Below are 24691 nucleotides of genomic sequence, written 5' to 3'. Positions count from 1 at the left end.
TCTTATCCAATCTGTGCGCGGCCGATGTCTTCGAAAGGCCGGTAACCGCTCTCCGTCAGGACAGCGTCTAGTCTGATATCATGAGGTTCAACGGGAACTGATGCCACTTCCTGGCAGTCGAAGGCAATCCCGATCAGCTTCGGGTTCAGGCCTTTTTGCTGCAGGCGGTGGATCGCCCGGTCGTAATAACCGCCGCCGTAGCCGATCCGGTGCCCCTCGGCATCGAAGGCCGACAGCGGCACCAGCATCACCTGCGGCTCGAGTTCCGCCGCATCCGGCCCCGGGCCGAATGTGCCGAACACGCCCGGCACCAGTTCAGCGCCGCGTACCAGCTCTCGGAAGATGATCGTCTTCTTGTCGAGAATGACCGGCACGCAGAGCCGCGCGCTGCGGTCCCTGAGATGCGCCATCAGCGGCCGCACGTCGACTTCCGAGCGGATCGGCAGGAAGCCGGAAACGATCGCGCCGGCGTCGAGGCTGATTGCCTCGGCCCCGTGCGATGCGATGACGAGGCTCTTCTCGATGCGCTCGACCGGCGGAATGGCGTCCCGCGCGATAAGCCGCGCGGCCCGAAGCTCCGCCTTGGTCTTCAAGCCGTCCGTCATACCCTGTCCGACCGCCTGACCAGCAGCTTGTCGATGCGGCGGCCGTCGAGATCGATCACCTCGAAGGTCCAGCCGTTCTTGGTGAAATTCTCGCCGAGTTCCGGCAGGCGTTTCATCTCGTCGAGCACGAAGCCCGCGACCGTCTCGTAGCCCGGATCGTCCCCGAGCGAAAAACCCATCTGGTCGGCGAATTCGTCGACCGGCATCCAGCCGGCGATCAGGAAAGAACCGTCGTCGCGGGCAACGATCGCAGGTTCTTCGTCCTCTTCCTCCTGGAAGACGCCGGTGATCGCCTCGAGAATGTCGCCCGAGGTGATGATGCCTTCGAAATGGCCGTATTCGTCATAGACGAGCACCATATGGGCCGGCGCGCGGCGAAGCGCCTGGATGACGTCGAGGGCTCCGGTCAGGTCGGAGACGACGGGCGCCTCGCGCATGACGCCGCGGATATCCAGCGTCTTGCCGCCGGCGATGAAATCATAGGCGTCCTTGACGAACAGCGTGCCCATGATCTCGTCCGAACTGCCGTTGCGGATCGGCAGGCGAGAGCGCTGGGTGGCGCGAAGCTGCTCGCGGATTTCATCCGAATTGTCTTCGATATCGATCACCTCGACATCGCGCCGCGGCGTCATCAGGCCGCGGGCGGTGCGGTCGGCAAGCCGCATGACGCCGGAGATCATCGCGGATTCTTCCGTCTCGATCACGCCGGCGCTCTGGGCTTCGGCAAGCACGGTGCGGATTTCCTCGTCGGTGACGCGCTCGCCCTGCTCGCCCCGCTGGCCGAGCACAGTCAGCAACAGCCGGCCGGAAACATCAAGGAACCAGACGATCGGGGCGCCGACGGTCGCAAGCATCTTCATGGCGGGCGCGACACGGGCGGCAACCGCTTCCGGCGCCCGCAGTGCGATCTGCTTCGGCACCAGTTCGCCGACGATCAGCGACAGATAGGTGATGAAAACGACGACGGTGCCGACGCCCAGCCAGTCGGCCAGATTGTCGGCCATGCCCTGCGCTTCGAGCCAGGTGGTCAGCCGGGCGCCGAGCGTTGCGCCCGAGAATGCGCCGGACAGGACGCCGACCAGTGTGATGCCGATCTGGACCGAGGAAAGGAAGCGGCCGGGATCTTCCGCGAGCCGTATGGCTGTCGCCGCGCCGCGGTTGCCCTGCTCCGCCATGATCCGGAGCCTCACCGGGCGGGAGGAGACGACGGCCAGTTCCGACATCGCGAGGACACCGTTCAAAACGGTGAGGGCAATGACGATGAGTATTTCGGTTAACAAGAGAATCTCTTTGATTGGAACAATATGCCTGCACGCGAAACGAATGCGCCGCTCCGAGAAACGGCCCGCATCCATGCGGCCGCGCCAACGGCGCTTTGCCACGATGTTTCGCGCACAGTTCAGAAAACCGGAACCGGTTCTCGGAGCTATGCACCTTCACGCGCATACGGAAATCATAGGGTCGCCCTGCGGGCAATGCAATGGCGGGAACAAAATGATGGGCTTCGACCGTGGCAGAAACGGCACGGCTGCCTCGGCCTAGCCTGCTGAAGGCTGACCGTCAGTCCGACGCGCAGCCTGCTCGATTTCATGATCCGCCCGGGCGAAGTCCTCGGATGCTGAAAAGAATAGCGCTGAAATCGAGGGGAGATGAAGTGCGATCCACGGCAACCGATGGATGTTTACGATCCTGGGTGCCTACAAACGTAGGTGGGCGCCGTGTGTCCAAGCCCACGGGCCTGGCCAGGGACAGCTCCCTTTGGATCGAGTATGGCCCCAGGGATTGTGGTTCCTGTCGAGAGGCGCAGACCGCGTCTTCAATATATGTGTGATTGCCGGTCCGCACCAGTGGCGGAAAGCCTTTATTATCGACCTTGGATCAGTTCACCTGCGCCGGCATCCGGCCGTTGAGCTTGGCGGTCAGTCCGTCGAGCCGCGAGGCGAGCTCGCCGAGCGCCGAGACCACCTGCTGCTCGTTGCGCTGCTGGGTCTCGAGCGCTCCGTCGCGGTGGGACTTGAGCGACGCGACCTCCGCCTCGATGAGGCCGAGCTTGCGGGTCATCTCAGACAACTCGTCCATGATCATGATGCCGGCCATGACGGTGATGCGCAGATCGCCGATCTCGCCGAACTGGCCTTTGAGGTGCCCGACATAACGGTCGAACCGGTCGGCGAGTTCGGTCAGGTGGTCTTCCTGCCCTTCCTCGCAGGCCATGCGATAGGCCTTGCCGTCGATCATTACCGTTACCTGGGCCATGGCATTCCCTTTTGATCTTGGCGCGTCAGCGATCGAGCACGGCGCGGATGGTTTCCATCGCCGTCACCAGCCGCCGGGAGACTTCACGGTTGACTTCTTCCAGCCGATTGGCGCGGAATTGCGACTGGTCGAGTTCCTGCGCGAGCCGCGCCCGGTCAGCATGCACGCGGCGAACCTCGCCTTCCACGTCCTGGGTTTCACGCTGGCGCTCGATACGCGCATCGACGGCGCTCTCCAGGCCGCCGATCGCAGCCCTGAGTTCCGAAATCACCATGTCGATCGTCTTTTCCGACGGCATGCGAAGCTTCCTGTCGATACGCGAAATGCGCCGAATCGATACGATCGGCCTCTCCAACAAGGGCGGAAGACTATTCACCGCCCGCAGGCCGGTCAATCAATCCAGGGCCTTCAAAAGTGTCCTAACTGTGGATCGTCGCCTATGTTTCTGCTGCGCGCCACATGCTGCATGGAATTCAGGCAGGCTGCAGGAAAGTTCGTCATCACCCGCTCGTAAGGGCGGCGCTTTTGTTGACTTGCGCGTTGCACCTGATAAGGATCAGCCGCTCTTAGGTGGTCCCCGGGCCGCCCTTCAAGTGGTCCCACGAGGACCGTGACCGACACCCGTAAAAAGCGGATTAGCCATGACCTCTCTCGACAAACATAACCGGATGGCGAACGCGATCCGATTCCTTGCCATGGATGCTGTAGAGAAGGCCAATTCCGGCCATCCCGGCCTGCCGATGGGCGCTGCCGATATCGCGACCGTCCTCTTCACCCGTTATCTGAAGTTCGATCCGAAGAACCCGCTCTGGCCGGACCGCGACCGTTTCGTGCTGTCCGCCGGCCACGGTTCCATGCTCCTTTATTCGCTGCTGTTCCTCACCGGTTACGAGGACATGACGATGGAGGACCTCAAGCAGTTCCGCCAGCTCGGCTCCAAGACCGCCGGCCATCCGGAATACGGCCATGCCTCGGGCATCGAGACCACCACCGGCCCGCTCGGCCAGGGCATTGCCAATGCCGTCGGCATGGCGATCGCCGAGCGCAAGCTGGAAGAGGAATTCGGCTCCGACCTGCAGAGCCATTTCACCTATGCGCTGTGCGGCGACGGCTGCCTGATGGAAGGCATCAGCCAGGAAGCCATCGCGCTTGCCGGCCACCTCAAGCTCAACAAGCTCGTGCTCTTCTGGGACAACAACTCGATCACCATCGACGGCGCCGTGTCGCTGTCGGACTCGACCGACCAGGTGATGCGCTTCAAGTCCGCCCACTGGAACACGATCGAAATCGACGGCCATGACGTCGACCAGATCTCGGCCGCCATCGAAGCCGCCCAGAAGTCCGACCGCCCGACCTTCATCGCCTGCAAAACCATCATCGGCTTCGGCGCTCCCAACAAGCAGGGCACCCACAAGGTCCACGGTTCGCCTCTCGGCGCCGAGGAAATCGCGGCCGCTCGAAAGGCGCTGAACTGGGAGGCGGAAGCCTTCACCGTTCCGGCCGACGTTCTCGATGCATGGCGCCTCGCCGGCCTGCGCTCGACCAAGACCCGCAAGGATTGGGAGGATCGCCTGGCGTCGACCGAAACCGGCAAGAAGGCCGAGTTCGTGCGCCGTTTCGCCGGCGACCTGCCGGGCAATTTCGACAGCGCCATCGACGCCTTCAAGAAGAAGATCGCCGAGAACAACCCGACCGTCGCGACCCGCAAGGCCTCCGAGGACGCGCTCGAGGTCATCAACGGCATCGTCATCGAAACGCTCGGCGGTTCGGCCGACCTGACGCCGTCGAACAACACCAAGACCAGCCAGATGAAGTCGATCACCCCGACCGACTTCTCCGGCCGCTACATGCACTGGGGCATACGCGAACACGCGATGGCCGCTGCCATGAACGGCATCTCGCTGCATGGCGGCCTGATCCCCTATTCCGGCGGCTTCCTGATCTTCTCGGATTACTGCCGTCCGTCCGTCCGCCTCGCAGCCCTGATGGGCATCCGCGTCGTGCATGTCTGGACCCATGATTCGATCGGCGTCGGCGAAGACGGTCCGACCCACCAGCCGGTCGAACAGGTCGCAGCCCTTCGTGCCATTCCGAACCTCTTGATCTTCCGCCCGGCCGACGAGACCGAGACGGCCGAATGCTGGCAGCTGGCGCTCAAGGAAAAGCACCGCCCGTCCGGCCTGGCGCTCACCCGCCAGAACCTGGCGCCGGCCCGCAAGACCTATGAAGAGAAGAACCTCTGCGCCCAGGGCGCCTACGAACTCGTCTCCGCGGCCGACGCCAAAGTGACGATCTTCGCCTCGGGCTCCGAAGTCGAACTGGCACTCAAGGCCCAGGCGACGCTGGACGGCAAGGGCATCGCGACCCGCGTCGTTTCCGTCCCCTGCGTCGAGCTCTTCTTCGACCAGCCGGAATCCTACCAGACCGCGGTCGTCGGCAACTCGCCGGTCAAGATCGCCGTCGAGGCAGGCGTCCGCGAAGGCTGGGACCACTTCATCGGCCCGAACGGCACCTTCATCGGCATGAAGTCCTTCGGCGCTTCGGGCCCCGCCAAGGACCTCTTCAAGCACTTCGGCATCACCGCGGAAGCGGTTGTTGCCGCCGCCGAAAAACAGCTCGCCTGAGCAAAGACAGACCGTGAAAGGGGCGCGTCTAGCGCGCCCCGCCCAAGACAGACCGCACATTTTCGGGAGAATGACATGACTGTGAAAGTTGCCATCAACGGCTTTGGCCGCATCGGCCGCAACGTTCTGCGCGCTATCGTGGAATCCGGCCGCACCGACATCGAAGTCGTCGCCATCAACGACCTCGGCCCGGTCGAGACCAACGCCCACCTGCTCCGCTACGATTCCATCCACGGCAAGTTCCCGGCCGAAGTGAAGGTCGAGGGCGACACGATCGCCGTCGGCGGCGGCAAGCCGATCAAGGTGACCGCGATCAAGGATCCGGCGACCCTGCCGCATGGCGAACTCGGCGTCGATATCGCGCTCGAATGCACCGGCATCTTCACCGCCCGCGACAAGGCCGCCCTGCACCTGACCGCCGGCGCCAAGCGCGTCATCGTCTCGGCTCCGGCCGACGGTGCCGACCTCACCGTCGTCTTCGGCGTCAACCACGACCAGCTGACCCGGGAACACCTGGTCATCTCCAATGCGTCCTGCACCACCAACTGCCTGGTTCCGGTGGTCAAGGTCCTCGACGACGCGATCGGCATCGATCATGGCTTCATGACCACGATCCACTCCTACACGGGCGACCAGCCGACCCTCGACACGATGCACAAGGACCTTTATCGCGCCCGTGCAGCCGCGCTGTCGATGATCCCGACCTCGACGGGCGCCGCCAAGGCCGTCGGCCTGGTCCTGCCGCACCTCAAGGGCAAGCTCGACGGCACCTCGATCCGCGTGCCGACCCCGAACGTCTCGGTCGTCGACTTCAAGTTCGTCGCCAAGAAGACGACCACGGTTGCGGAAGTCAACGACGCGATCAAGGCCGCTTCCAACGGCGCGCTGAAGGGCATCCTCGGTTACACCGAAGAGCCGCTCGTTTCCCGCGACTTCAACCACGACAGCCATTCCTCGATCTTCGCGATCGACCAGACCAAGGTGCTCGAAGGCAATTTCGTCCGCATCCTCACCTGGTACGACAACGAATGGGGCTTCTCGAACCGCATGGCCGACACGGCCGTCGCGTTCTCGAAGCTGATCTGAGGATCACAGAGGCTGCCTTCGGGCGGCACCGGCAGGATATGGACCTCCTCCCCGCAAGGGAGGGGGTTTTTGTTTGTGGGGATGGTGGTGGCGACGCGGGCTTCGATAAAGCGCATCGACGGCAAACGCCGCCGGCCGGGAAGCAATCACGGCGTCATTGGGGTCGAGAACGGATGGCGGCTTGTGGCTTAGAAGTTGGCAGTAGCGGACGTTCTCCATACCCCTTTTAAGGCGCGCTATGAAATTGATTGGTAGGTCCGGAGGGAGCGCCCAACATCGCCCAAAAGCCTTAGAGCCGGGCTTGCTTGGATCGCGAGGGGTGCACGATGTCCCCCTTTTGGGTCGTTGCATTTCATAGGAACGACCAGCGCGCAACAGCCAGACGTGGACGTGACGCATCCGGATTAAAGCATTAGAACGCGCGACTGCATTGAGGTGCCCCCTGCGTCAACGGCCTCCCTAAAAGCCACCATGACCCCATCGAGCACAAGCGTCAGGAACGGGGAAAAGCTCATCAATTAGAACGTGTCATTTTATGAGAAAATGTGGGGTTATAGGTATTTCTAGAATAACGCTGCAACGAGAAACCATACGACAACTGAAGCCATGAGGAAGGATAACAAACCACTACTGAGCTGCTGGCCTAGTGGTGACCCGATACCTAGCCGCCTGAGCTCCCGCTTCATTTCTTTGCTCCACTTTTCTGGAAGCTCGAAGGTGATTACCTTCTCGATTACCAGCGGCGCATCTTTAGTGCCGCCGTGATCTGTTTCCATCAGTGCAAGCGCCGCGTCCAGGATCTCTGGGTATTCTCTGAAATGCCGTGCCTGCGAGCCAAGGCGGTCCTTCAGCAGTGAGCGTACCTTCTCGTACTCCTCAGGTAGTTGTACAAAGAACAGCCTCTCTTCGTGCTTCACGATCTCCTCTAGAGCGTCTTGGATCAGCCTGCAGCAATGATCTATCTCCAGTGCATCTCCCGGCACTCCGGGGGGGCCCCAGCTTGCGTTCAGGCGGTCGATGAGTTTCGGAAGCGGGGTGACAAGCCGCGACATTTCCGCAAGACAGCTCTTCAGCCAAGTAGGTGCCTCACCTGCGGAGACGGGTTGAAGACTTCTAGTGTAGAAGCCGTTCTCAAGGTCATCCAGCCGACGAAAGACCGGCTCGTTGAGAAATCGCATCAGCTCTGCTGTTAGCCGCCACTCCCAACCTTTTGGTTTGTCCGCCACTATCCGTCGAACTATCGGAGAGTAGGCAGCAAAGGGCGCTAACTCCGCTTTTGCTACATCAAACCTTATCCTATCAGTAGCGGTGCCTAGAGCAGTTGTTACATATCGTTCGTGCTCTTCCCGCCACGCAAAAAGCAACGCTGGCGGAAATCTATCGCCGTCGCGGTCAACTAATCGATGACAGTTCACACAAAGCCAGATCCCGTTGGTGATTTCGCCACGGACTTGGTCGCTCATTTCCTGCCGATAGCGGGCAGAGGCGGCACGTGCGCCAAAAATATGTGCTGCCTCGCCAATCACGGTGGCCTTGGAAGCCTCACTATGCGGGCCAACGGTGGAGACGCGGCAGTCAGGATTTGAGCACATAAACGCAGCGCGCTTGCTGAGCGTTTCGACCGTTGCTTTGGAAAAGTCGGGTACCATCAACCTCCTCAATTTTGTAAAGCGCCTGGTTCAGCCGTGACAACCAGATCTACAGCAGTGTCTATGACGCAGCTACTCTAGGAACTAGACTTAGCCCCATCTGGCTCAGCTCGCTTAGCGCAACAACAAAAGCAACTCCGAGAGAGAGAAAAATCACTCGGCGAGTGAACGTTACCGGAGGAGCGATGGCAACTACGATCAATCCGCACACGATAGCGAATGCACCGGCTATAGCTGTAGACACAGGCTCAGAAAGATTTGGCTGGCCAGCATAGTTTGCCTGTCCGAATACGAAGCTAAAGCCAATCATACTTCCAGCGACGATGAGAGCTGACCATAACGGCCAACCCTTGAGTCCGACCACGATAGCTCCGCAATAAAGCAGGTAGCACAACCCTATGAATGTGTAGGTAACGAAAGGATCATTGTCGATTAGCCAAGGCAGATAGCCAGCGAGTGATACTAATCCGACCTGCAGCACGTACAAGCCGACTGCTATCAGCACCCTCATGTTGAAGACATTGGCTCTACGAACTGGCGAGCTCTCGCCCTTCGCGCCCTTTACCTGGTCCTCCAGCCGAGCACCAATCGCGATAAGGCTGACGAAGATTGCCATCGCGATCATAGAAGCTGCGACACCAGTCACTTTGACACCTGTGAGTTCAACCAGCGTCGTAATCACAAGTGTGATAGCTGCACGCCACATGCCGACAAGCCATTCCGCCCACCTCGCCAGATCCAGAAGGCCTTGCAGGTTGGAAAGAAGAGTTAGCGCACCCCCTGTTATACCCACCCAGGTGATCAATGAACTTCTCAGGGCGTAGAACAAGCTGTCAATACTCCTTCGAGTACGAAACTAACTCATCGCTAGATCAACAGCTACGGTATGTATGCTTTGGGGGTCGTTGTGCAGGTTAGTTGTCCACAGAGATAAACGGAAGCTCAGGTGACAGCGCAGCAACGAGAAGCGCCACTTGGTCGATAAGCCAGAGACGGAAACCGTCGTGCCAACGAATATGGTTCTATCTGCTACCAGGGAAGCCTACGAAGCAAACATACTTCGGTACGAGCAGAAAGCGTCTTCACGAGATGATCGTGGTCACGCCCCGGAAAACTTATAATTTTTGCGAGGGGATATATAAGCCCCGTCGTGCAGCCGTTTCCCCCTTGGGGTGCTGCGGGTCTGGCGTGCCAAAAATCGTCCTCCCGCAATGCGTACCATCCTTTTTAGCCGGTCTGGCCACAACATGAAGGCATATGAGGGGGGTGGCGGGGATACGTCCGCAGGGGTATACCTTTGCGAACGTTGTTTGTCGCAGGAGTTTCGCACCCGCAAGGCTCGAATTCCTCAAAAAGCCCCGCCATGCGACGCACCACCAATTTTTCCACCCTCGCCTTTCCCCACCCCTCCAACTCATGCCTAAAATCCCCTCGCTCCCACCACCGGAGTGTTTCGCGAGACGTTCGCGGGCAGGCGGGGGCCGGCGCTTTCATCGGAACCGTAACGTGCGGGGATGATGGAAGAGGTGAAAACCATGGGTCAGGGGCAACCCCAACCCTATCAAGCCTCCCCCTGGCCGCCGGGCCGGGTTCGGTTGAGCCGTGCAAGTGGCAAGGTTTCCCGAAAGGAGACCGCGAACGAAGCCACGCAGCGAGGCGAGGTGATCACCTGTAGGGGCAGGACACCCCGAAAAGACGCCGAAGGCCACGCGAATGCGGAGCCACCATTACAAAATCAAATGAGGTTCCGCATTCGTGTGGGCTCTCCGGTATTTGAAAAGCCTTCGGCACCAAGGCACGCGTCCGTCTTTTTTCCGGCCCTGCCCTTCTCTTGCCGGAATTGTTCCCGCCTAATCGATCAGTCGATTCGCCTGGCCCTCGGCCGGGATCTGCCCCATTCTTGCATGGCCGTGTTGCGGCGTGGCACAGTTCCGGTTTCCGGGGCTGCGGGCGGGGATGGTGTCGGCAAGAGGTGCGAAGGAAGGGACTTTTAGGTGGAGGCTTTTTATATCGTCCTGCTGGTCGGCACGGTCCTGGTGCTGGCGGCTGCTCTTTCGAGCCTCCTCGCCTTCCGCTTCGGCGCTCCCCTCCTTCTGATCTTCCTTTCGATCGGCCTGCTCGCCGGCGTCGACGGCCTCGGCATCCAGTTCGAGAACTATTCCTTCACCTTCATGCTGGGCTCGCTGGCGCTGGCGATCGTGCTGTTCGATTCCGGCTTCATGACCCCTATCCACTCGTTCCGCCTTGCCGCGGCTCCGGCGATCACGCTTGCGTCGGTCGGGGTGCTGCTGACGACCGGCATCTTCGCCGTCGGCGCGATGATCCTCCTCAACTTCAACTGGCTCGAAGGCCTGCTGCTGGGATCGATCGTCGCCTCGACGGATGCGGCGGCGGTCTTCTTCCTGCTGCGCGTCAGCGGCATCAACATCCGCGACAAGGTGCGCTCGACGCTCGAGGTCGAGTCCGGCACCAACGACCCGATGGCGATCTTCCTGACGATCGCGCTCGCCGAACTTCTGGCGACCGGCCAGGGCCTTTCCGGCCTCGACCTGCACTTCCTTTTGCTGTTCGTCGAGGAAATGGGGCTTGGCGTCATCTGCGGCCTGTTGGGCGGCATGATGATCGTCTGGGTGCTGAACCGCTTCACCTCCGACCGCGGTCTGGCGCCGATCTTCGTGCTGACGCTGGCGTTGCTCGTCTTTTCCTTCACCGGCGCCATGGGCGGCAGCGGCTTCCTGGCGGTCTATGTGGCCGGCATCTATTCCGGCAATCGAAAGATGTTCGCAAAACCCCAGATCATCCGCTTCAACGAGGGGCTGACCTGGCTTGCGCAGATCATCATGTTCCTGGTGCTCGGCCTGCTCGCCACGCCCTCGCAATTCCCGGCCATCCTTCTGCCCGCGATCGGGCTCGCGCTCTTCCTGATCTTCGTCGCCCGGCCGATCGCGGTGTGGCTGAGCCTGCTGCCCTATGATTTCACCCAGCAGGAGACCAGCTTCCTCGCCTGGGTCGGCCTGCGCGGCGCCGTCTCCATTCTGCTCGCAATTATGCCGGTCTTGAGCGGCGTCGAGAACGGACAGCTCTTCTTCAACGTCACTTTCATCATCGTGCTGGTCTCCCTCCTCGTCCAGGGCTGGACGATCAAGCCGGTCGCCCAGAAGCTCGGCCTCATCATTCCGCCGCGCATCGGCGCCGTCGACAAGATCGAGCTCGACCTGCCGGGCACCGCCCATCACGAGCTGATCTCCTACCGCGTCATGAAGGACAGCCCGATCCTGCAGGGCGAGCGCATCCCCCGCTGGGCGATGCCCTCGCTGGTCATCCGCGACGGCCGCAGCATGCGTTACCAATATGCCGGCCGGCTGAAGGAAAACGACCAGGTCTACCTGTTCATCTCCCCCGCCTATTCGAAGCTGCTCGACCGCATCTTCGCAAGCCAGGTGCCGGTCGACGAGGACGATGCGGAATTTTTCGGCGCGTTTGCGATCTCGCCGACGCGGCCCGCCAAGGAACTCGACGCGGCCTACGGTCCGGGCCTGCTCTCCGCCAACGAGCAGAACATGACCGTCGGCGACCTCATGACGTCGCGGCTCGGCGGCCGGGTGGATTATGCCGACCGCATCCGCTTCGGCTCGATCATCCTGATCGTGCGCGAACTCGACGAGCACGAACATGTCCGCAGCATCGGCATCTCGCTGGAACCGGTGGAGCCGGCGACCAACCTGCCGATCTTCATCAACATGCGCGAGATCGCTCACCGCGTCCGCGATCTGGTGCGCAAATACCGTGGCAAGCACGTGCCGGTGAAGCCGGGCGCCGTTCCGCCCGAGGGCCCGGCATAGAGCGGCGGCAGCTCAAATGAAATCCTCCACCCGCTGCATTGTCGCGGTAGAATCGGCATCCGGCGTCTCGGCGACGGACGGAATGGAAATGGTTGCAACCAATCGTCTTGCGTCGCCGGTCAGGCATAGTAAGGTCCGCTACGAACTTTCCGAGTAAATGGATTAGCATCATGCCGGCCTTCAAAACCCTTGACGACCTCACCGATATCGCAGCCAAGCGCGTGCTCGTGCGCGTCGATCTCAACGTTCCCGTCGCCGACGGCAAGGTCACCGACGCGACCCGCATCGAGCGCGTCGCGCCGACCATCCTGGAACTTGCCAGGAAGGGCGCCAAGGTCATCCTGCTCGCCCATTTCGGCCGCCCGAAGGGTGAGCCGGTCGCCGACATGTCGCTGTCGCTGATCGTCTCGGCCGTCAACCAGGTGCTCGGCCAGAAAATTCTCTTCGCCTCCGATTGCATCGGCCCGGAAGCCGAACAGGCGATCGCCCACATGAAGAACGGCGACATCCTGCTTCTCGAAAACACCCGCTTCCACAAGGGCGAGGAAAAGAACGACCCGGGCTTCACCGAGGCGCTCGCTAAAAACGGCGATATCTTCGTCAACGACGCCTTCTCCGCCGCCCACCGCGCCCATGCCTCGACCGAGGGCCTCGCCCATCACCTGCCCGCCTATGCCGGCCGCACCATGCAGGAGGAACTCGAAGCGCTCGAAAAGGGCCTCGGCAATCCCGCCCGCCCGGTCGTCGCAATCGTCGGCGGCGCCAAGGTTTCCACCAAGATCGACCTGCTGCAGAACCTCGTGAAACGGGTAGACGCGCTGGTGATCGGCGGCGGCATGGCCAACACCTTCATCGCGGCGCAAGGCATCGATGTCGGCAAGTCGCTCTGCGAGCACGACCTTGCCGATACGGCCCGCAAGATCATGGCAGAAGCCGAAGCCTCCAATTGCGCCATCGTGCTGCCGGTCGACGGTGTCGTCGCCCGCGAGTTCAAGGCCGGCGCCGCCAACGAAGTGGTCGATATCGACAAGATCCCCGCTGACGCCATGATGCTCGACGTCGGGCCGAAGTCGGTGGCAGCCGTCAACGAGTGGATCTCCAAGGCCTCGACGCTCGTCTGGAACGGCCCGCTCGGCGCCTTCGAGATCGAGCCGTTCGACAAGGCGACGGTCGCTGCCGCCAAGCATGCGGCAGAGCAGACCAGGGCCGGCAAGCTCACCTCCGTGGCAGGCGGCGGCGATACGGTCGCGGCCCTCAACCACGCAGGCGCCGCCGAGGACTTCTCCTATGTCTCGACCGCCGGCGGCGCGTTCCTGGAATGGATGGAGGGCAAGGATCTGCCAGGCGTCTCGGTGCTGATCAAGGCCGCCTGATCCGTCGGTTTCCCGAAAGGGAGCGCGTTCCATATAGAGCGGCGCGCTCCCGAGTTAACTGGTTTAAAAAATTTTAGATGTTTTAAACGATTGAAAGCATTTCAATCGTTTCAATAGGTTACCGGAGGATTTCCCTTTAAAATAACTTCTGTTATCCGCGACTGACAGCTTGGGAGAGACGAGCGCGTTTTGCGCCAACTTTAGGGACAGGAGTGTAGAATGGTGGACGCGAAAATGTTGAACAAGATGAGTTCCGCGCCCGGATTCATTGCGGCGCTGGATCAGAGCGGTGGTTCAACACCCGGAGCATTGCGTCTTTATGGCGTGTCCGAGACCGACTATCAGGGTGACGAGGAGATGTTCCGCCTGATCCACGCCATGCGCGTCCGCATCATGAGCGCGCCCGCCTTTACAGGCGACAAGGTTATCGGCGCCATCCTGTTCGAGCGAACCATGGACGGCGACGTCGATGGTCAGGCTGTTCCGTCCTATCTCTGGGAAAAGCGCGGCGTCGTCCCCTTCCTCAAAGTCGACAAGGGCCTGAATGCCGAAGAAAACGGCGTTCAGACGATGAAGGCGATGCCCGATCTGGATACTCTCCTGAGCCGCGGACGTGGAAAGGGAATGTTCGGGACCAAGATGCGGTCGGTGATCGCGCATGCCGACAGGGCCGGCATCGCTGCCGTGGTGGAACAGCAGTTCCAGGTTGCCCGTCAGATCATCGGCCAGGGCCTCATGCCGATCGTCGAGCCTGAGGTTTCCATCAAGAGCCCGACAAAGGAACAGGCTGAAGCGATCTTGCGCGACGAGATCGCGCAGCAGCTCGACAAGCTCCCCGCAGGCGAGACGGTCATGCTCAAATTGACGATCCCGACGGTCGCCGATTTCTACGCTCCGCTGGTCGCCCACAAATCGGTCGTCCGCGTCGTCGCCCTTTCCGGCGGCTACAGCACTGCGGACGCCTGCGAAAAGCTCAGCCATAACCACGGCATGATCGCAAGTTTCTCGCGCGCTCTGGCGGAAAACCTCCGTGTCTCGATGAGTGACGCGGACTTCAATGCGAGCCTCGCCGAAACGATCGATCAGATCTACGCCGCAAGCGTCAACAAGTCCTGAGGCAAGAAGGATCTCGAAAAGGCCGCTTGAGGAGCGCCTTTTCAAGGAGGAGGAAGAAGGCCGCTTCGGAAACGGAGCGGCCTTTCTGTTTGCCGCGGCCTTGAAGCGGACGTGAACCGAACGGGCAAAACAGCGTTCATTGCGTCATGGAGGTTGCCCATGACGGAAATGGAAGAAAAGGTCCGCAGGCTTTTCGACGAATACGGCCGAACCAGCAACGACGCCCTGAAGGATGCGGCTTCGGTGAACGTTTCTGGCGTCGCAGCGTTCTTCGCCGCCTATTTCGTCGGTTCGACACCGCAGGCGGTGTTCGGCGGAGCCAATGACGCGGCATCCGGGACGTGATCCCGCAAGGCTTTGCCCGATATCGCGACGCCGGCGGCAAGCGGATGGACATTACCGGCGTCACGATCACCTGCCTCAACGACCTTCATGCGCTTGCGGAAGTCGGTTGGGATTTTTCCTACGTCAACAAGGCGGGCGAAGCCGGCAACGTCCGGTTCACCAACTTCTATCTGGTGACGATCGCCGATGGCTCCCCCCGGATTTTCGCCTATATCACCGGCGACGAGGAGAAGGCGATGCGTGACCACGGTCTCGCCTGAGCCGATGACGCCGGTCGCTTTCATTCCGTTGATGACCGCGATCAAAAACATTGGCTGGTCAGGAAGGTCGGTGAGGCTTTAAATCCGGCATCACCTCCGGAGAGTTTCGCCATGCCGACCGCCGATTTCGTCACCGTCGATGTTTTCACGAGCGAACGTTTCGCCGGCAATCCGCTCGCCGTGGTGCCGGATGCGCGGGGGCTGACCGACCGGCAGATGCAGCAGATCGCCGTCGAATTCGGTTATGCCGAAAGCACCTTCGTCCTGCCGCCGGAAAATCCGGACAACAGCGCCCGGGTGCGCATCTTTACGCCGACAATGGAAATTCCCTTTGCCGGCCACCCCAATGTCGGCACCGCCTACGTGCTCGGTCAGAGGGGCGAACTGTTCGGCAAGCCGGTCGCAGACACGTTCCGTTTCGAGGAGATCGCCGGCCTGGTGGAAATCCGGCTGCTGCGGGAGACGGCCGGAGTGACCGGCGCGACGATCCGCGCGCCGCGACCGCTGGAAATCGGTGCCGAGATCGAGCCGGACCTGATCGCCGACTGCGTCTCGATCGACGCAAAACACGTGAGCACCACCACCCATGGGCCGGTCTTCGCCTCGGTCGGCCTCGCCTTTGTGATCGCCGAACTCGACGGCCTCGAAGCGCTTGCCGCAGCCCGACCGAACGTCACGGCCTTCCGCAAGGCAGCAGCAAAACATCAGGGCGCCGATGGCGACTTTCCGATCTTCCTCTATGTCCGCAGCCGGGAAAAACCCTGGAACCTCCGCGCCCGTATGTTCGCGCCGCTCGACAATATCCCGGAGGATCCGGCGACCGGCAGCGCCTCTGCCGCCCTCTCCGCCTTCCTGGTAACGCGTGCGCCGGAGACGGACGCCAAGGTGCATCTGACGATAGAACAGGGCGTCGAGATGGGCCGTCGCAGCATCATCGAGCTTGATGTGGTGAAGGTGGCCGGAACCGTCACCGACGTCACCATCACCGGCCGCTGCGTGCCCGTCATGCGCGGCTCGATCGACGTCTAGCTCATACGTCTAGAGCGTGGTGAATTCGCGCAGGATCAGCGCTGCGCTCCAGGCCGCAAAGGCGACGATCGCCAGCTTCCAGAAGTCGCCCCGCCGTCTCAAGCCCGGAAGGTTGAGCGGCTTGATGATCTGCACCAGCATGGCAAAGATCAGAAGAACGGCGATTGTCTTTGTCATTTGGTCTTGCCGATCTTATCCGCCATAGGCTGGACATTTTTGCGCTCCACCACAGATAGATGTGGAGGGGATTCGGGGAATAGGTAATCCGCTTCGCTTTCGTTAACGCCCGGTTCATCAGCATGCAACAATGCTTGCCTGCGAAGCCGTGATTGATTGCATTCTCGCAAAGAGCTGACAGTAGCAAAGATGAGACGAAACCTCCTTCCAATCCTCGCCCTCCTTTGCGGTACGCTTCTCCTCTTTCTCGGCAATGGCCTTCAGAGCCTGCTTCTGCCGGTGCGGGGCGCTCAGGAAGGTTATTCGAACGAAGTGCTCGGCCTGCTCGGCACCACATGGGCCTCCGGCTTCGTCATCGGCTGCTTCGTGGCGCCGAACGTGGTGCGCCGCATCGGCCATGTCCGCGCCTTTTCCGGGTTCCTGTCGCTGATCTGCCTCAACGTGCTTCTGACCGGACTGATGGTCGACCAGAATACCTGGCTCATTCTGCGCGCCATCACCGGCTTCTGCACCGCCGGCACCTCGATGATCATCGAAAGCTGGCTGAACGAGCGCGCCACCAGCGAAAGCCGCGGCACGATCTTTTCGTTCTATATCTCGATCACCCTTTTCGGTGTCGTGGGCGGCCAGTTGATGGTGCCGTTCGCGGATATCGCGACGCCGACGCTGTTTATGATCTGCGGCATCCTCTACAGCCTCGCGGCGCTGCCGACGACGCTGTCCAAGGCGGCCTCGCCGCAACCGCTGAAACGCGCCCGCCTCGACCTGCGCGGCCTCTTCCGCAACTCGCCCATTTCCTGCATCGGCATCCTGCTGATCGGCGTCGCCAACGGCGCCTACGGCACGCTCGGCGCGGTCTTCGGCACGCGCGCCGGGCTCGACCAGGGCGCGGTGGCGGCGATGGTCAGCATCACGCTCTTTGCCGGCGCGATCATGCAGTTTCCGGCGGGCCGGCTGTCCGACAGAATGGACCGCCGCCACGTGCTTGCCGGCCTTTCGGCCGCGGCAGCCCTCGCGGGCCTGGCGATCTTCGCAATCCGACCCTCCGGCACCTACGAGATCGTCGTGCTGGTGGCGATCTATGGGGCCGCCGCCAACGCGCTCTATCCGATCGCCGTCGCCCACGCCAACGACTTTGCTGCCCCCGAGGACTTCGTGAAGGTCTCCGGCGGCCTGCTCCTGCTTTACGGCATCGGCACGATCATCGGCCCGACGCTCGGCGGCCCGGTGATGACCTGGGCCGGCCCGCATGCGTTGTTTGCGGTAACGACCGGGGCGCATCTTCTGGTGGCCGTCTATGCTATCATCCGCAGCCGCCAGCGGGCGCCGGTCCCGATCGCCGACCGCGAAGCCTACACGACCGCGACGGCTTCGACCTCGCCGCTTGCCACGCCCGAGAGCCTGTCGCTCGACCCGCGCGCCAAGACCGGCGGCTCGACGTCGGATAACGCCAGGCCGGAAACCAGTGCCGGAAAGGAGGCATCATGAGCTTCATCGACGATGAACGACCGAAGAAACCCGCCACCCACGAACTCGGCAGCGACCTCTCCATGCTGTCCGTGGACGAGCTCGAATCGCGAATCGGTTTGCTGAGGCAGGAGATCGCCCGGTTGGAGGCCGAGAAGGAGACGAAGGCCGCAGGCCGGCGCGCAGCCGACAGTCTGTTCCGTTCCTGAACGTCGGGCTCCCTTGGGGAATTTAAGTATTTCCCCTTAGCTTTAACAGTATATTAATCATCATCTGAGAATATGGAGACGTTCAGGCTTCCTGGACTCAGACAGTTTCACCATTCGGCGAATGGTCTGATTTCTCCCTGTTTTACCTTGAGAGCCGCGTTTCCGCGGCTCTTCTTTTTTAGGGCGGCGCCGGCGCGGGTCAGGCTCTTTGCCTCGGCGCCGTGATAGCATCGGTTTCAACAGGCTTTCCTACAGAAACAATCTGTTGTATTGGACGCCAAAATACGTCTCATTTCAGGAACATGGCCGCTGTTTACCACTTCTTGTGGGTATTAACCTTTCCTTAAGAAACGCCTTGCGGATTTCCATTATAAGTATCATGTTCAGGTCAGTCAGAACGGCATGGGAACTTTTATCCGCCGTTGTCATTGCCTGAGTGTGATTGCGTTGAGCAGGATGATTTCGATGTCCGAACAGGGATTGAATACCGTAAGTTTTGCAGGCCGTGCCGCTGCGTCTTCGCAGTTCAAGGCGCTCTACTCCGAAGGTATGTCGCTGGTCGAGGAGACCGCGAGCTATCTCGACGGGACGGGCCGCGCCGCTTCGAAGGTTCTGCCGCGCATGGCATCGGTTCTTTACGCTGCCGAATCCATGCGGCTGACCACCCGCCTCATGCAGATGGCCTCCTGGCTGCTTCTGCAGCGCGCCGTCAACAATGGCGAGATGAGCCGCGAACAGGTCCTGTCGGAAAAGAGCAAGGTCCGCCTCGACGGCTTCAACGTCGACCGCAATGCTCCGGGCTGGCTCGATCTGCCGGAAGGTTTCCGCGACCTCGTCGAACGTTCGCTGCGCCTCCAGAACCGTGTCGCCATTCTCGACCGCGAGATCTATCGCCCGGCCGACCCGACCGTTCTGCCGGACAACGAAAACAGCGTCCGCGCCCAGCTCAACCTGCTGCGCACCGCCTTCGGCAACTGATTGCCATAGCGTAAGGCAGATACATTCGATCGAACCCGAGGGCCGTGCGCAAGCATCGGCCCTTTCTTCTGGTCAGCGCCTTCGAATGTTCGGGTCCATCTCTGCACGCTCCACTGCCTCAATGACGACATCGAGCGCATCGGCCGTGCGGTGGCTCCGCTGTGCCGCTGCTTTCAGCCAATCATGTTGATCGGCCGACATCGGCAGGAAGCTCTCCATAAAGGCATTGATTTCGTTTCGGCTCGTCAGCCGCGCCTTCTGGCCTGAGAAGCTTTCAAAAAGCTTCAGGTGAGCGTCGAACGAATTCCAGTTGTTCTTTCGGGTTCTGTATTCCGACACCCATTTAACCAACCCATCGAACGCGCTCTGGCTCTCGCCGCCCTGGATGCCGCGGCGCATGATATTCGCCACGCATTCGTCCTCGCTCAGATCAAGCCAGACCAGAGCCGTTGTCCTCGGCAGGGCGATATTGACGTAGAGGCCATAGACGCCTTCGATCAGCCAGGCCTCACCCGCTGCCATCGCGCGTACATCCTCGTGCACGACCGCCCGGTCGCGTGCAATCCCGTAGCGACCCGGCTCCCAATGCACGTCGTCGAGGTGAACGAGCGGCAGGCCAAGCGGCTCTGCCAGCCTTGACGCCAACCAGGTCTTGCCGGACCCGCCGTTCCCCATGATCACGATCCGCCTCGATGCGGCCGGAATATCGGATTGCTCTTTCAACGGCTCCTCCCGCCAAAACACCGCAAAACGAAAAAAGCCCGGCTTCCGCCAGGCTCTTCGTAACTCGTGCGCCAAGAAGCGTATTAGAGGCCGAGGCCGCCGAAACGCTTGTTGAACTTGGAAACGCGGCCGCCGCGGTCCAGCATCTGCTGGTTGCCGCCCGTCCAGGCCGGATGGGAGTTCGGGTCGATTTCCAGGTTCATGGTAGCGCCTTCCGAACCCCAGGTAGAGCGGGTTTCGTATTCGGTGCCGTCGGTCATGACCACTTTGATCACGTGATACTGCGGATGGATGCCAGCCTTCATGTCGATATTCCTGCTCTGCGAGGTCCATTTGTCGCAATTGCGAGCGAGAGGCCTCTTTAATAAATGAAGCCGCAGACCGGTCTGGTCACGGCTTCCCAATTGGATGCGGAGCCTATACAGGAAGGTCACCGGAAGTACAAGTACCCGCAAGGCCGAGAAATGAGCCTTTCGAGCCTATGGAGATGACGTGGCAGACGCCCGAGAAAACCAGCCGAGAGGCAAAGCCCTAAGACCGCTCGCAAGGCTCATTCCCTATCTTGCCCGTTATCGTTCGATGGTCGCCGCGGCGATCGTTTTCCTCGTGCTTGCCGCCGCAACCACGCTTGCCCTGCCGCTCGCAGTCCGCCGCATGGTCGACCACGGTTTTGCCTCTTCCGACGGCCATTTTATCAACAACTACTTTGGAATGCTGCTGGCGCTTGCCGCCCTGCTGGCCGTCGCCAGCGCCATGCGCTACTACTACGTCATCACGATCGGCGAACGGGTCGTCGCGGATCTTCGCCGCGAGGTATTTTCGCATGTGACGTCGCTGTCGCCCTCCTTTTTCGACGTCAACCAGTCCGGTGAGATCGTCTCGCGGCTGACCGCCGACACGGTCCAGATCAAGTCGGCTTTCGGCTCCTCCGCCTCCCAGGCGCTGCGCAACACCATCCTCTGTCTCGGTGCGATGGGCATGATGATCTACACGAGCCCGCGGCTGTCCGCGCTGGTGCTCGGCGCCATCCCGCTGATCGTCTTTCCGCTGGTCGGATTCGGCCGCTCGGTCAGAAAACGCTCCCGCGCCGCCCAGGATACGCTTGCCCAGACCTCGGCCTTCGCCTCCGAGGTGATCGGCGCCACCCGCACCGTCCAGGCCTTCGGCGGCGAGACGACAGCAAACGGCCGGTACGGCAGCACAGTGGAAAGCGCCTATGACGCAGCCCGCACCGCCATCAAGGCCCGCGCGCTGCTGACCGGCTTCGGCATCCTCCTCGTTTTCGGCAGCATCGTCGGCGTGCTCTGGTACGGCGCCCAGAGCGTACTGGCCGGCACCATGACCGCGGGCACGCTTGGCCAGTTCGTGCTCTATTCGGTGATCGCCGCAAGTTCGCTCGGCCAGCTCTCGGAAGTCTGGGGCGAGCTATCGTCTGCCGGCGGCGCCGCCGAGCGGCTGACCGAGCTGCTGCACGAAGTGCCGGCCATTCGCGACGCCGAAAATCCGGTCGCGCTCCCCTCCCCGCCGCGTGGCGAAGTCGAGTTCGATGCGGTCTCCTTCGCCTATCCGGCCCGCATCAGCGCCATCACGCTGAATTCGCTCTCCTTCAAGGTGAGGTCCGGCGAGACGGTGGCGATCGTCGGGCCGTCCGGCGCCGGCAAGAGCACGATCTTCTCGCTGCTGCTGCGCTTCTACGACCCCTCGGCCGGCTCGGTGAAGCTCGACGGCATCGACCTGCGCCACGCAAGGCTCGCCGAAATGCGCTCCCGCATGGCGATCGTGCCCCAGGACGTGACGATCTTCGCCGCCTCGATCCACGACAACATCGCCTTCAGCGCTCCGGATGCCAGCCGTGAGGCGGTTCGCGCCGCGGCCATCGCCGCCCAGGCCGACGAGTTCATCTCGAAGCTCGACCACGGCTACGACACCATGGCGGGCGAGCGGGGCATCACCCTTTCCGGCGGCCAGCGCCAGCGCATCGCGATCGCCCGCGCGATTCTCAAGGATGCTCCGGTCCTGCTGCTCGACGAAGCGACCTCGGCGCTCGATGCGGAAAGCGAAACGCTGGTCCAGAAGGCGCTCGACGGGCTGATGAAGAACCGCACCACGCTGGTCATCGCCCACCGGCTGGCGACGGTTCTGAAAGCCGACCGCATCCTCGTTCTGGAAGACGGACGGGTCGTCGAGGAAGGCACGCATCAGAGCCTGATCGCCGCGGGCGGCCTCTATGCCAAGCTCGCCCGCCTGCAGTTCCACGACATCGAACGGCAGAGCGCGACCGCGCTCTGATCCTTCACGCCAATGTGTTGCCACCGGTCCAGGCTGGACGTGAACCGGGCGCGCGAAGTGCCTACCTATTGCAGAAACGCTAGTATCGCAGATACGATTGCCGCCAGAAGCTCGAGCTCATGAATTTCAGTCAACTGCCGCCCAGCCTGTCACTCGATGATTGCCTGGACAAGATACAGTCCCGGACCTTCCGGTTCTTCTGGGATGGTGCCCATCCCGAATCGGGGCTGCCGTTCGACAAGTGCTTCGTCTCGGGCGCCCCTTCCCCCAATATCGTATCGGTCAGCGGCGTCGGTTTTGGGGTCCTTGCCATCATCGTCGCCTGCGAACGCCAGTGGATCACCCGTTCGCAGGCAATGGCGCGCATATCCACCATCATCGACCGTCTGAGGCACTCACCAACTTTCCACGGGGCATTCGCGCATTTCATCGACGGCTCGACGAGCGACGTCATCCGCTTCTCCGGACGTGACGACGGCGGCGACCTCGTCGAAACGGCGCTGCTGATGCAGGGACTGATCTGCGCGCGGGAATACTTCGCCGGCGACACCGCCCGGGAAGAGAAATTGCGGGCGGACATCACGCGACTGTACCACGAGGTGGAATGGAACTGGTTCACCCGCGGCAAGGATGAAGCTCTCTACTGGCACTGGAGCCCGAACTACGACTGGGCCATGAACCTGCCGATCCGCGGCTGGAACGAGGCATTGTCCTGTTATGTCCTGGCGGCAGGCTCCGACACCCATCCGATCAAGCCGGAAAGCTACCATGCAGGCTGGGCCCGGTCGGGCGCCATGCTGAACGGCGAGGCCTATCTCGGAACGAAGCTGCCGCTCGGCGAGCCCTATGGCGGCCCGCTTTTCATCTCGCATTATTCGTTCTGCGCGCTGGATCCGAGAGGTCTCGGCGACCGCTATTGCGGCAACTACCAGGAACAGGCCGTCGCCCATACGCGCATCAACCACGACTACTGCATGACCGTGCCCGACTATGCGAATGCCGGGGTCTGGGGGCTCAGCGCATCCGATGGACCACAGGGTTACGGCGCCCACTCGCCGACCTACGATCGCGGCGTCATCGCCCCGACCGCCGCCCTGTCGAGCTTCCCCTTCCTGCCCGCCGAGGCCGAAAGCGCCATGCGCGCATTGCTTCAGTACGGCGACGGCAAACTGCTCGGCGCATTCGGCTTCGTCGATGCCTTTGTGCCGAAGACAGACTGGGTGGCCGGCACCTATCTTGCGATCGACCAGGGGCCGATCATCGCCATGATCGAAAATTATCGATCCGGCCTGCTGTGGCGCCTGTTCATGAACGCACCCGAGGTTCGCCGCGGCCTGGAACGGCTGGGCTTCACGTCGGCCACCTATTCCATCTCGACAGAAACACCTAATCCAGGCGCCTGAACGTCCACTTCACCACATAGTCGCCGTTACGCTTCGTCTTGGTCTTGGTGCGCACCTCGACCGGTCCGCCAAGAGCGGCCTCGGCGTCTTCGAAAGCCTGGCGCGCCTCGGCAATCGCCTTGTGATAGACGCTGTTGTCGCGTTTGGGGCTTTCGGCGACCGCCTTCATCACGGCGGTCATATCCGGCTTGTCTTCGGCCATCACTTAAGTCTTCCCCGTGCCCGGATTTACCGCTCGGTGAGCTTCAGCTCGATGCGGCGGTTCTGGGAGCGGGCATCCGGCGTATCCCCTTGTGCGAGCGGCTGGAATTCGCCGAAGCCGGCGGCGACGAGACGGTTGGAGGGCACACCCTTGGAAATCAGGTACTTGACCACCGAAGTGGCGCGGGCCGAGGAAAGCTCCCAGTTGTCGCGGTAGCGGCCGGAGCCGGAAAGCGGCGAGTTGTCCGTATGACCGTCGACGCGCAGCACCCAGTTGATCTCGGCCGGGATCTCCTTGGCGAGATCGAGAAGAGCCGCCGCAAGCTTGTCCATCTCCACCCGGCCGGCCGGGTCCAGTTCGTTGCCGCCGACGGGGAAGAGCACTTCCGACTGGAAGACGAAGCGGTCGCCGACAATGCGGATGTTCTCGCGGTCTGAAAGGATCTCGCGCAGCCGGCCAAAGAAATCCGAGCGGTAGCGGTTCAGCTCCTGGACGCGCTGCGCCAGCGCAACGTTGAGGCGCCGGCCGAGATCGGAGATCTGCGCCTGCGAGGAAGCATCCTTGGCTTCCGAGGCCTGCAGCGCCTGTTCGATGGCCGCGATCTGCGCCCGCAGCGCGGAGATCTGCTGGTTGAGCAGTTCCACCTGGCTTGTAGCGCGGGCGCTCAGCTGCTGTTCCTGATTGAGCTGGTTGGTGAGGTCGCCGATGCGGGCATTGGCGGCGCTGCTGCTGCCGGTGCCCTGGCTCAGAAGCTGTTGCAGGCGCGAGCGATCCGCCTCGGCCGTGGCAAGTGACGACTGCAGGTTGGCAAGCTGATCCTCGACGTCCTGGGTATTGCCCTTTTCGAGCGCCAGGAGTTCCGTGAGTTCGGCGATCTGGCTGTTCAGCCGGTTGAGCACCTCGTCACGTCCGGTGATTTCGCGGCTGAGCAGGAACTGCGCCAGCACGAAGACGGTAAGCAGGAACATGATGGCAAGCAGCAGCGTGGAAAGCGCATCCACGAAACCCGGCCAATAGTCGACGCCCCGCTCGCGACGGCGGCTTTTGCCAAGCGCCAT

24 protein-coding genes and 1 other RNA gene are annotated in these 24691 nt (G+C 61.8%); 13 read left to right on the top strand and 12 right to left on the bottom strand.

Annotated elements, in window-relative coordinates; all coding sequences use genetic code 11:
- Positions 1 to 2: 2 nt before the first annotated feature.
- From ACZ9EJ_RS02940 to ACZ9EJ_RS02920, 5 genes are all read right to left on the bottom strand, one after another.
- Positions 3 to 605 carry a 5-formyltetrahydrofolate cyclo-ligase gene (locus ACZ9EJ_RS02940; RefSeq protein ID WP_046640890.1) on the bottom strand — a complete coding sequence of 201 codons (603 nt, stop codon included), beginning with the start codon at positions 603 to 605 and terminating at the stop codon, positions 3 to 5.
- Positions 602 to 1885 (bottom strand): hemolysin family protein, encoded by a 1284-nt coding sequence (locus tag ACZ9EJ_RS02935; protein WP_255743063.1) that lies wholly within the window; start codon positions 1883 to 1885, stop codon positions 602 to 604. The genes ACZ9EJ_RS02940 and ACZ9EJ_RS02935 overlap by 4 nt, the downstream gene beginning before the upstream one ends.
- A 374-nt stretch (positions 1886 to 2259) precedes the next feature.
- A non-coding RNA gene (gene ssrS, locus ACZ9EJ_RS02930) (6S RNA) lies at positions 2260 to 2418 on the bottom strand.
- A 65-nt stretch (positions 2419 to 2483) separates the two neighbouring features.
- Positions 2484 to 2861 (bottom strand): cell division protein ZapA, encoded by a 378-nt coding sequence (locus ACZ9EJ_RS02925; protein WP_046632061.1) that lies wholly within the window; start codon positions 2859 to 2861, stop codon positions 2484 to 2486.
- Between the two features lie 25 nt (positions 2862 to 2886).
- Positions 2887 to 3159 carry a DUF4164 domain-containing protein gene (locus tag ACZ9EJ_RS02920; protein ID WP_038589375.1) on the bottom strand — a complete coding sequence of 91 codons (273 nt, stop codon included), beginning with the start codon at positions 3157 to 3159 and terminating at the stop codon, positions 2887 to 2889.
- A gap of 343 nt (positions 3160 to 3502) precedes the next feature.
- Between ACZ9EJ_RS02920 and tkt the strand changes: the two genes are divergently transcribed.
- Positions 3503 to 5485, top strand: coding sequence for a transketolase (gene tkt, locus ACZ9EJ_RS02915; RefSeq protein ID WP_046632058.1), 1983 nt, complete (start codon positions 3503 to 3505; stop codon positions 5483 to 5485).
- 75 nt (positions 5486 to 5560) lie between these two features.
- Positions 5561 to 6571, top strand: a complete 1011-nt coding sequence (gap, locus tag ACZ9EJ_RS02910) for a type I glyceraldehyde-3-phosphate dehydrogenase (RefSeq protein ID WP_046640891.1) — start codon at positions 5561 to 5563, stop codon at positions 6569 to 6571.
- Between the two features lie 563 nt (positions 6572 to 7134).
- Here gap and ACZ9EJ_RS02905 read toward each other — a convergent pair.
- Both ACZ9EJ_RS02905 and ACZ9EJ_RS02900 read right to left on the bottom strand, forming a co-directional pair.
- Positions 7135 to 8220 carry a hypothetical protein gene (locus ACZ9EJ_RS02905; RefSeq protein WP_255743064.1) on the bottom strand — a complete coding sequence of 362 codons (1086 nt, stop codon included), beginning with the start codon at positions 8218 to 8220 and terminating at the stop codon, positions 7135 to 7137.
- Between the two features lie 61 nt (positions 8221 to 8281).
- Complete coding sequence (locus ACZ9EJ_RS02900; protein ID WP_046642274.1) at positions 8282 to 9049, bottom strand: hypothetical protein; 768 nt, start codon at positions 9047 to 9049, stop codon at positions 8282 to 8284.
- 1165 nt (positions 9050 to 10214) lie between these two features.
- Here ACZ9EJ_RS02900 and ACZ9EJ_RS02895 point away from each other — a divergent pair.
- From ACZ9EJ_RS02895 to ACZ9EJ_RS02870, 6 genes are all read left to right on the top strand, one after another.
- Positions 10215 to 12062, top strand: a complete 1848-nt coding sequence (locus tag ACZ9EJ_RS02895; RefSeq protein WP_046642275.1) for a potassium/proton antiporter — start codon at positions 10215 to 10217, stop codon at positions 12060 to 12062.
- 170 nt (positions 12063 to 12232) lie between these two features.
- Entirely contained in the window at positions 12233 to 13435 is a 1203-nt protein-coding gene (locus ACZ9EJ_RS02890; RefSeq protein ID WP_046642276.1) for a phosphoglycerate kinase, read from the top strand.
- Between the two features lie 219 nt (positions 13436 to 13654).
- Positions 13655 to 14551 carry a fructose bisphosphate aldolase gene (locus ACZ9EJ_RS02885; protein ID WP_046642277.1) on the top strand — a complete coding sequence of 299 codons (897 nt, stop codon included), beginning with the start codon at positions 13655 to 13657 and terminating at the stop codon, positions 14549 to 14551.
- A gap of 159 nt (positions 14552 to 14710) precedes the next feature.
- On the top strand, positions 14711 to 14896 hold the full coding sequence (locus tag ACZ9EJ_RS02880) for a hypothetical protein (protein WP_046642278.1): 186 nt from the start codon (positions 14711 to 14713) through the stop codon (positions 14894 to 14896).
- Entirely contained in the window at positions 14893 to 15156 is a 264-nt protein-coding gene (locus tag ACZ9EJ_RS02875; RefSeq protein ID WP_046642279.1) for a hypothetical protein, read from the top strand. The genes ACZ9EJ_RS02880 and ACZ9EJ_RS02875 overlap by 4 nt, the downstream gene beginning before the upstream one ends.
- Before the next feature lie 111 nt (positions 15157 to 15267).
- Complete coding sequence (locus ACZ9EJ_RS02870) at positions 15268 to 16185, top strand: PhzF family phenazine biosynthesis protein (protein ID WP_046642280.1); 918 nt, start codon at positions 15268 to 15270, stop codon at positions 16183 to 16185.
- A 9-nt stretch (positions 16186 to 16194) separates the two neighbouring features.
- On the opposite strand, the gene ACZ9EJ_RS02865 is transcribed toward ACZ9EJ_RS02870, so the two are convergent.
- Positions 16195 to 16362 (bottom strand): hypothetical protein, encoded by a 168-nt coding sequence (locus tag ACZ9EJ_RS02865; RefSeq protein WP_172745732.1) that lies wholly within the window; start codon positions 16360 to 16362, stop codon positions 16195 to 16197.
- A 189-nt stretch (positions 16363 to 16551) separates the two neighbouring features.
- Here ACZ9EJ_RS02865 and ACZ9EJ_RS02860 point away from each other — a divergent pair, with 189 nt between their 5' ends.
- The 3 genes from ACZ9EJ_RS02860 to rcdA all read left to right on the top strand — a co-directional run bounded on the left by ACZ9EJ_RS02860 (position 16552) and on the right by rcdA (position 19016).
- A complete protein-coding gene (locus ACZ9EJ_RS02860) occupies positions 16552 to 17850 on the top strand; it encodes an MFS transporter (protein ID WP_046642281.1) in 1299 nt (432 codons plus the stop codon).
- Positions 17847 to 18038 (top strand): DUF1192 domain-containing protein, encoded by a 192-nt coding sequence (locus tag ACZ9EJ_RS02855; RefSeq protein ID WP_046632044.1) that lies wholly within the window; start codon positions 17847 to 17849, stop codon positions 18036 to 18038. Before ACZ9EJ_RS02860 ends, ACZ9EJ_RS02855 begins: the two co-directional genes overlap by 4 nt.
- Positions 18039 to 18503: 465 nt before the next feature.
- On the top strand, positions 18504 to 19016 hold the full coding sequence (rcdA, locus tag ACZ9EJ_RS02850) for a protease adaptor protein RcdA (protein WP_046632422.1): 513 nt from the start codon (positions 18504 to 18506) through the stop codon (positions 19014 to 19016).
- Between the two features lie 72 nt (positions 19017 to 19088).
- On the opposite strand, the gene ACZ9EJ_RS02845 is transcribed toward rcdA, so the two are convergent.
- Positions 19089 to 19814, bottom strand: a complete 726-nt coding sequence (locus ACZ9EJ_RS02845; protein WP_255743065.1) for a P-loop NTPase family protein — start codon at positions 19812 to 19814, stop codon at positions 19089 to 19091.
- 8 nt (positions 19815 to 19822) lie between these two features.
- Complete coding sequence (gene rpmE / locus ACZ9EJ_RS02840; RefSeq protein WP_038589408.1) at positions 19823 to 20044, bottom strand: 50S ribosomal protein L31; 222 nt, start codon at positions 20042 to 20044, stop codon at positions 19823 to 19825.
- Positions 20045 to 20231: 187 nt separating this feature from the next.
- On the opposite strand from rpmE, the gene ACZ9EJ_RS02835 reads away from it, so the two are divergent.
- Positions 20232 to 22028, top strand: a complete 1797-nt coding sequence (locus ACZ9EJ_RS02835; RefSeq protein WP_046642282.1) for an ABC transporter transmembrane domain-containing protein — start codon at positions 20232 to 20234, stop codon at positions 22026 to 22028.
- 119 nt (positions 22029 to 22147) lie between these two features.
- Positions 22148 to 23431, top strand: coding sequence for a glucoamylase family protein (locus ACZ9EJ_RS02830; protein ID WP_080955851.1), 1284 nt, complete (start codon positions 22148 to 22150; stop codon positions 23429 to 23431).
- On the opposite strand, the gene ACZ9EJ_RS02825 is transcribed toward ACZ9EJ_RS02830, so the two are convergent.
- Positions 23415 to 23633 (bottom strand): hypothetical protein, encoded by a 219-nt coding sequence (locus ACZ9EJ_RS02825; RefSeq protein WP_046632038.1) that lies wholly within the window; start codon positions 23631 to 23633, stop codon positions 23415 to 23417. The genes ACZ9EJ_RS02830 and ACZ9EJ_RS02825 overlap by 17 nt on opposite strands.
- A 26-nt stretch (positions 23634 to 23659) precedes the next feature.
- A complete protein-coding gene (locus tag ACZ9EJ_RS02820; protein ID WP_046632036.1) occupies positions 23660 to 24691 on the bottom strand; it encodes a peptidoglycan -binding protein in 1032 nt (343 codons plus the stop codon).

Source organism: Neorhizobium sp. USDA 3394, from assembly GCF_056280385.1.
Note: the sequence above shows the minus strand (reverse complement) of the source record. Positions and strands in the feature narration are given on the sequence as shown.

Coding starts and splice junctions, on each gene's coding strand:
- ACZ9EJ_RS02940 (WP_046640890.1), bottom strand. CDS start 605: ATGACGGACGGCTTGAAGACCAAGGCGGAGCTTCGGGCCGCGCGGCTT.
- ACZ9EJ_RS02925 (WP_046632061.1), bottom strand. CDS start 2,861: ATGGCCCAGGTAACGGTAATGATCGACGGCAAGGCCTATCGCATGGCC.
- ACZ9EJ_RS02920 (WP_038589375.1), bottom strand. CDS start 3,159: ATGCCGTCGGAAAAGACGATCGACATGGTGATTTCGGAACTCAGGGCT.
- tkt (WP_046632058.1), top strand. CDS start 3,503: ATGACCTCTCTCGACAAACATAACCGGATGGCGAACGCGATCCGATTC.
- gap (WP_046640891.1), top strand. CDS start 5,561: ATGACTGTGAAAGTTGCCATCAACGGCTTTGGCCGCATCGGCCGCAAC.
- ACZ9EJ_RS02905 (WP_255743064.1), bottom strand. CDS start 8,220: ATGGTACCCGACTTTTCCAAAGCAACGGTCGAAACGCTCAGCAAGCGC.
- ACZ9EJ_RS02890 (WP_046642276.1), top strand. CDS start 12,233: ATGCCGGCCTTCAAAACCCTTGACGACCTCACCGATATCGCAGCCAAG.
- ACZ9EJ_RS02885 (WP_046642277.1), top strand. CDS start 13,655: ATGGTGGACGCGAAAATGTTGAACAAGATGAGTTCCGCGCCCGGATTC.
- ACZ9EJ_RS02880 (WP_046642278.1), top strand. CDS start 14,711: ATGACGGAAATGGAAGAAAAGGTCCGCAGGCTTTTCGACGAATACGGC.
- ACZ9EJ_RS02870 (WP_046642280.1), top strand. CDS start 15,268: ATGCCGACCGCCGATTTCGTCACCGTCGATGTTTTCACGAGCGAACGT.
- ACZ9EJ_RS02865 (WP_172745732.1), bottom strand. CDS start 16,362: ATGACAAAGACAATCGCCGTTCTTCTGATCTTTGCCATGCTGGTGCAG.
- ACZ9EJ_RS02860 (WP_046642281.1), top strand. CDS start 16,552: ATGAGACGAAACCTCCTTCCAATCCTCGCCCTCCTTTGCGGTACGCTT.
- ACZ9EJ_RS02855 (WP_046632044.1), top strand. CDS start 17,847: ATGAGCTTCATCGACGATGAACGACCGAAGAAACCCGCCACCCACGAA.
- rcdA (WP_046632422.1), top strand. CDS start 18,504: ATGTCCGAACAGGGATTGAATACCGTAAGTTTTGCAGGCCGTGCCGCT.
- rpmE (WP_038589408.1), bottom strand. CDS start 20,044: ATGAAGGCTGGCATCCATCCGCAGTATCACGTGATCAAAGTGGTCATG.
- ACZ9EJ_RS02830 (WP_080955851.1), top strand. CDS start 22,148: ATGAATTTCAGTCAACTGCCGCCCAGCCTGTCACTCGATGATTGCCTG.
- ACZ9EJ_RS02825 (WP_046632038.1), bottom strand. CDS start 23,633: ATGGCCGAAGACAAGCCGGATATGACCGCCGTGATGAAGGCGGTCGCC.
- ACZ9EJ_RS02820 (WP_046632036.1), bottom strand. CDS start 24,691: ATGGCGCTTGGCAAAAGCCGCCGTCGCGAGCGGGGCGTCGACTATTGG.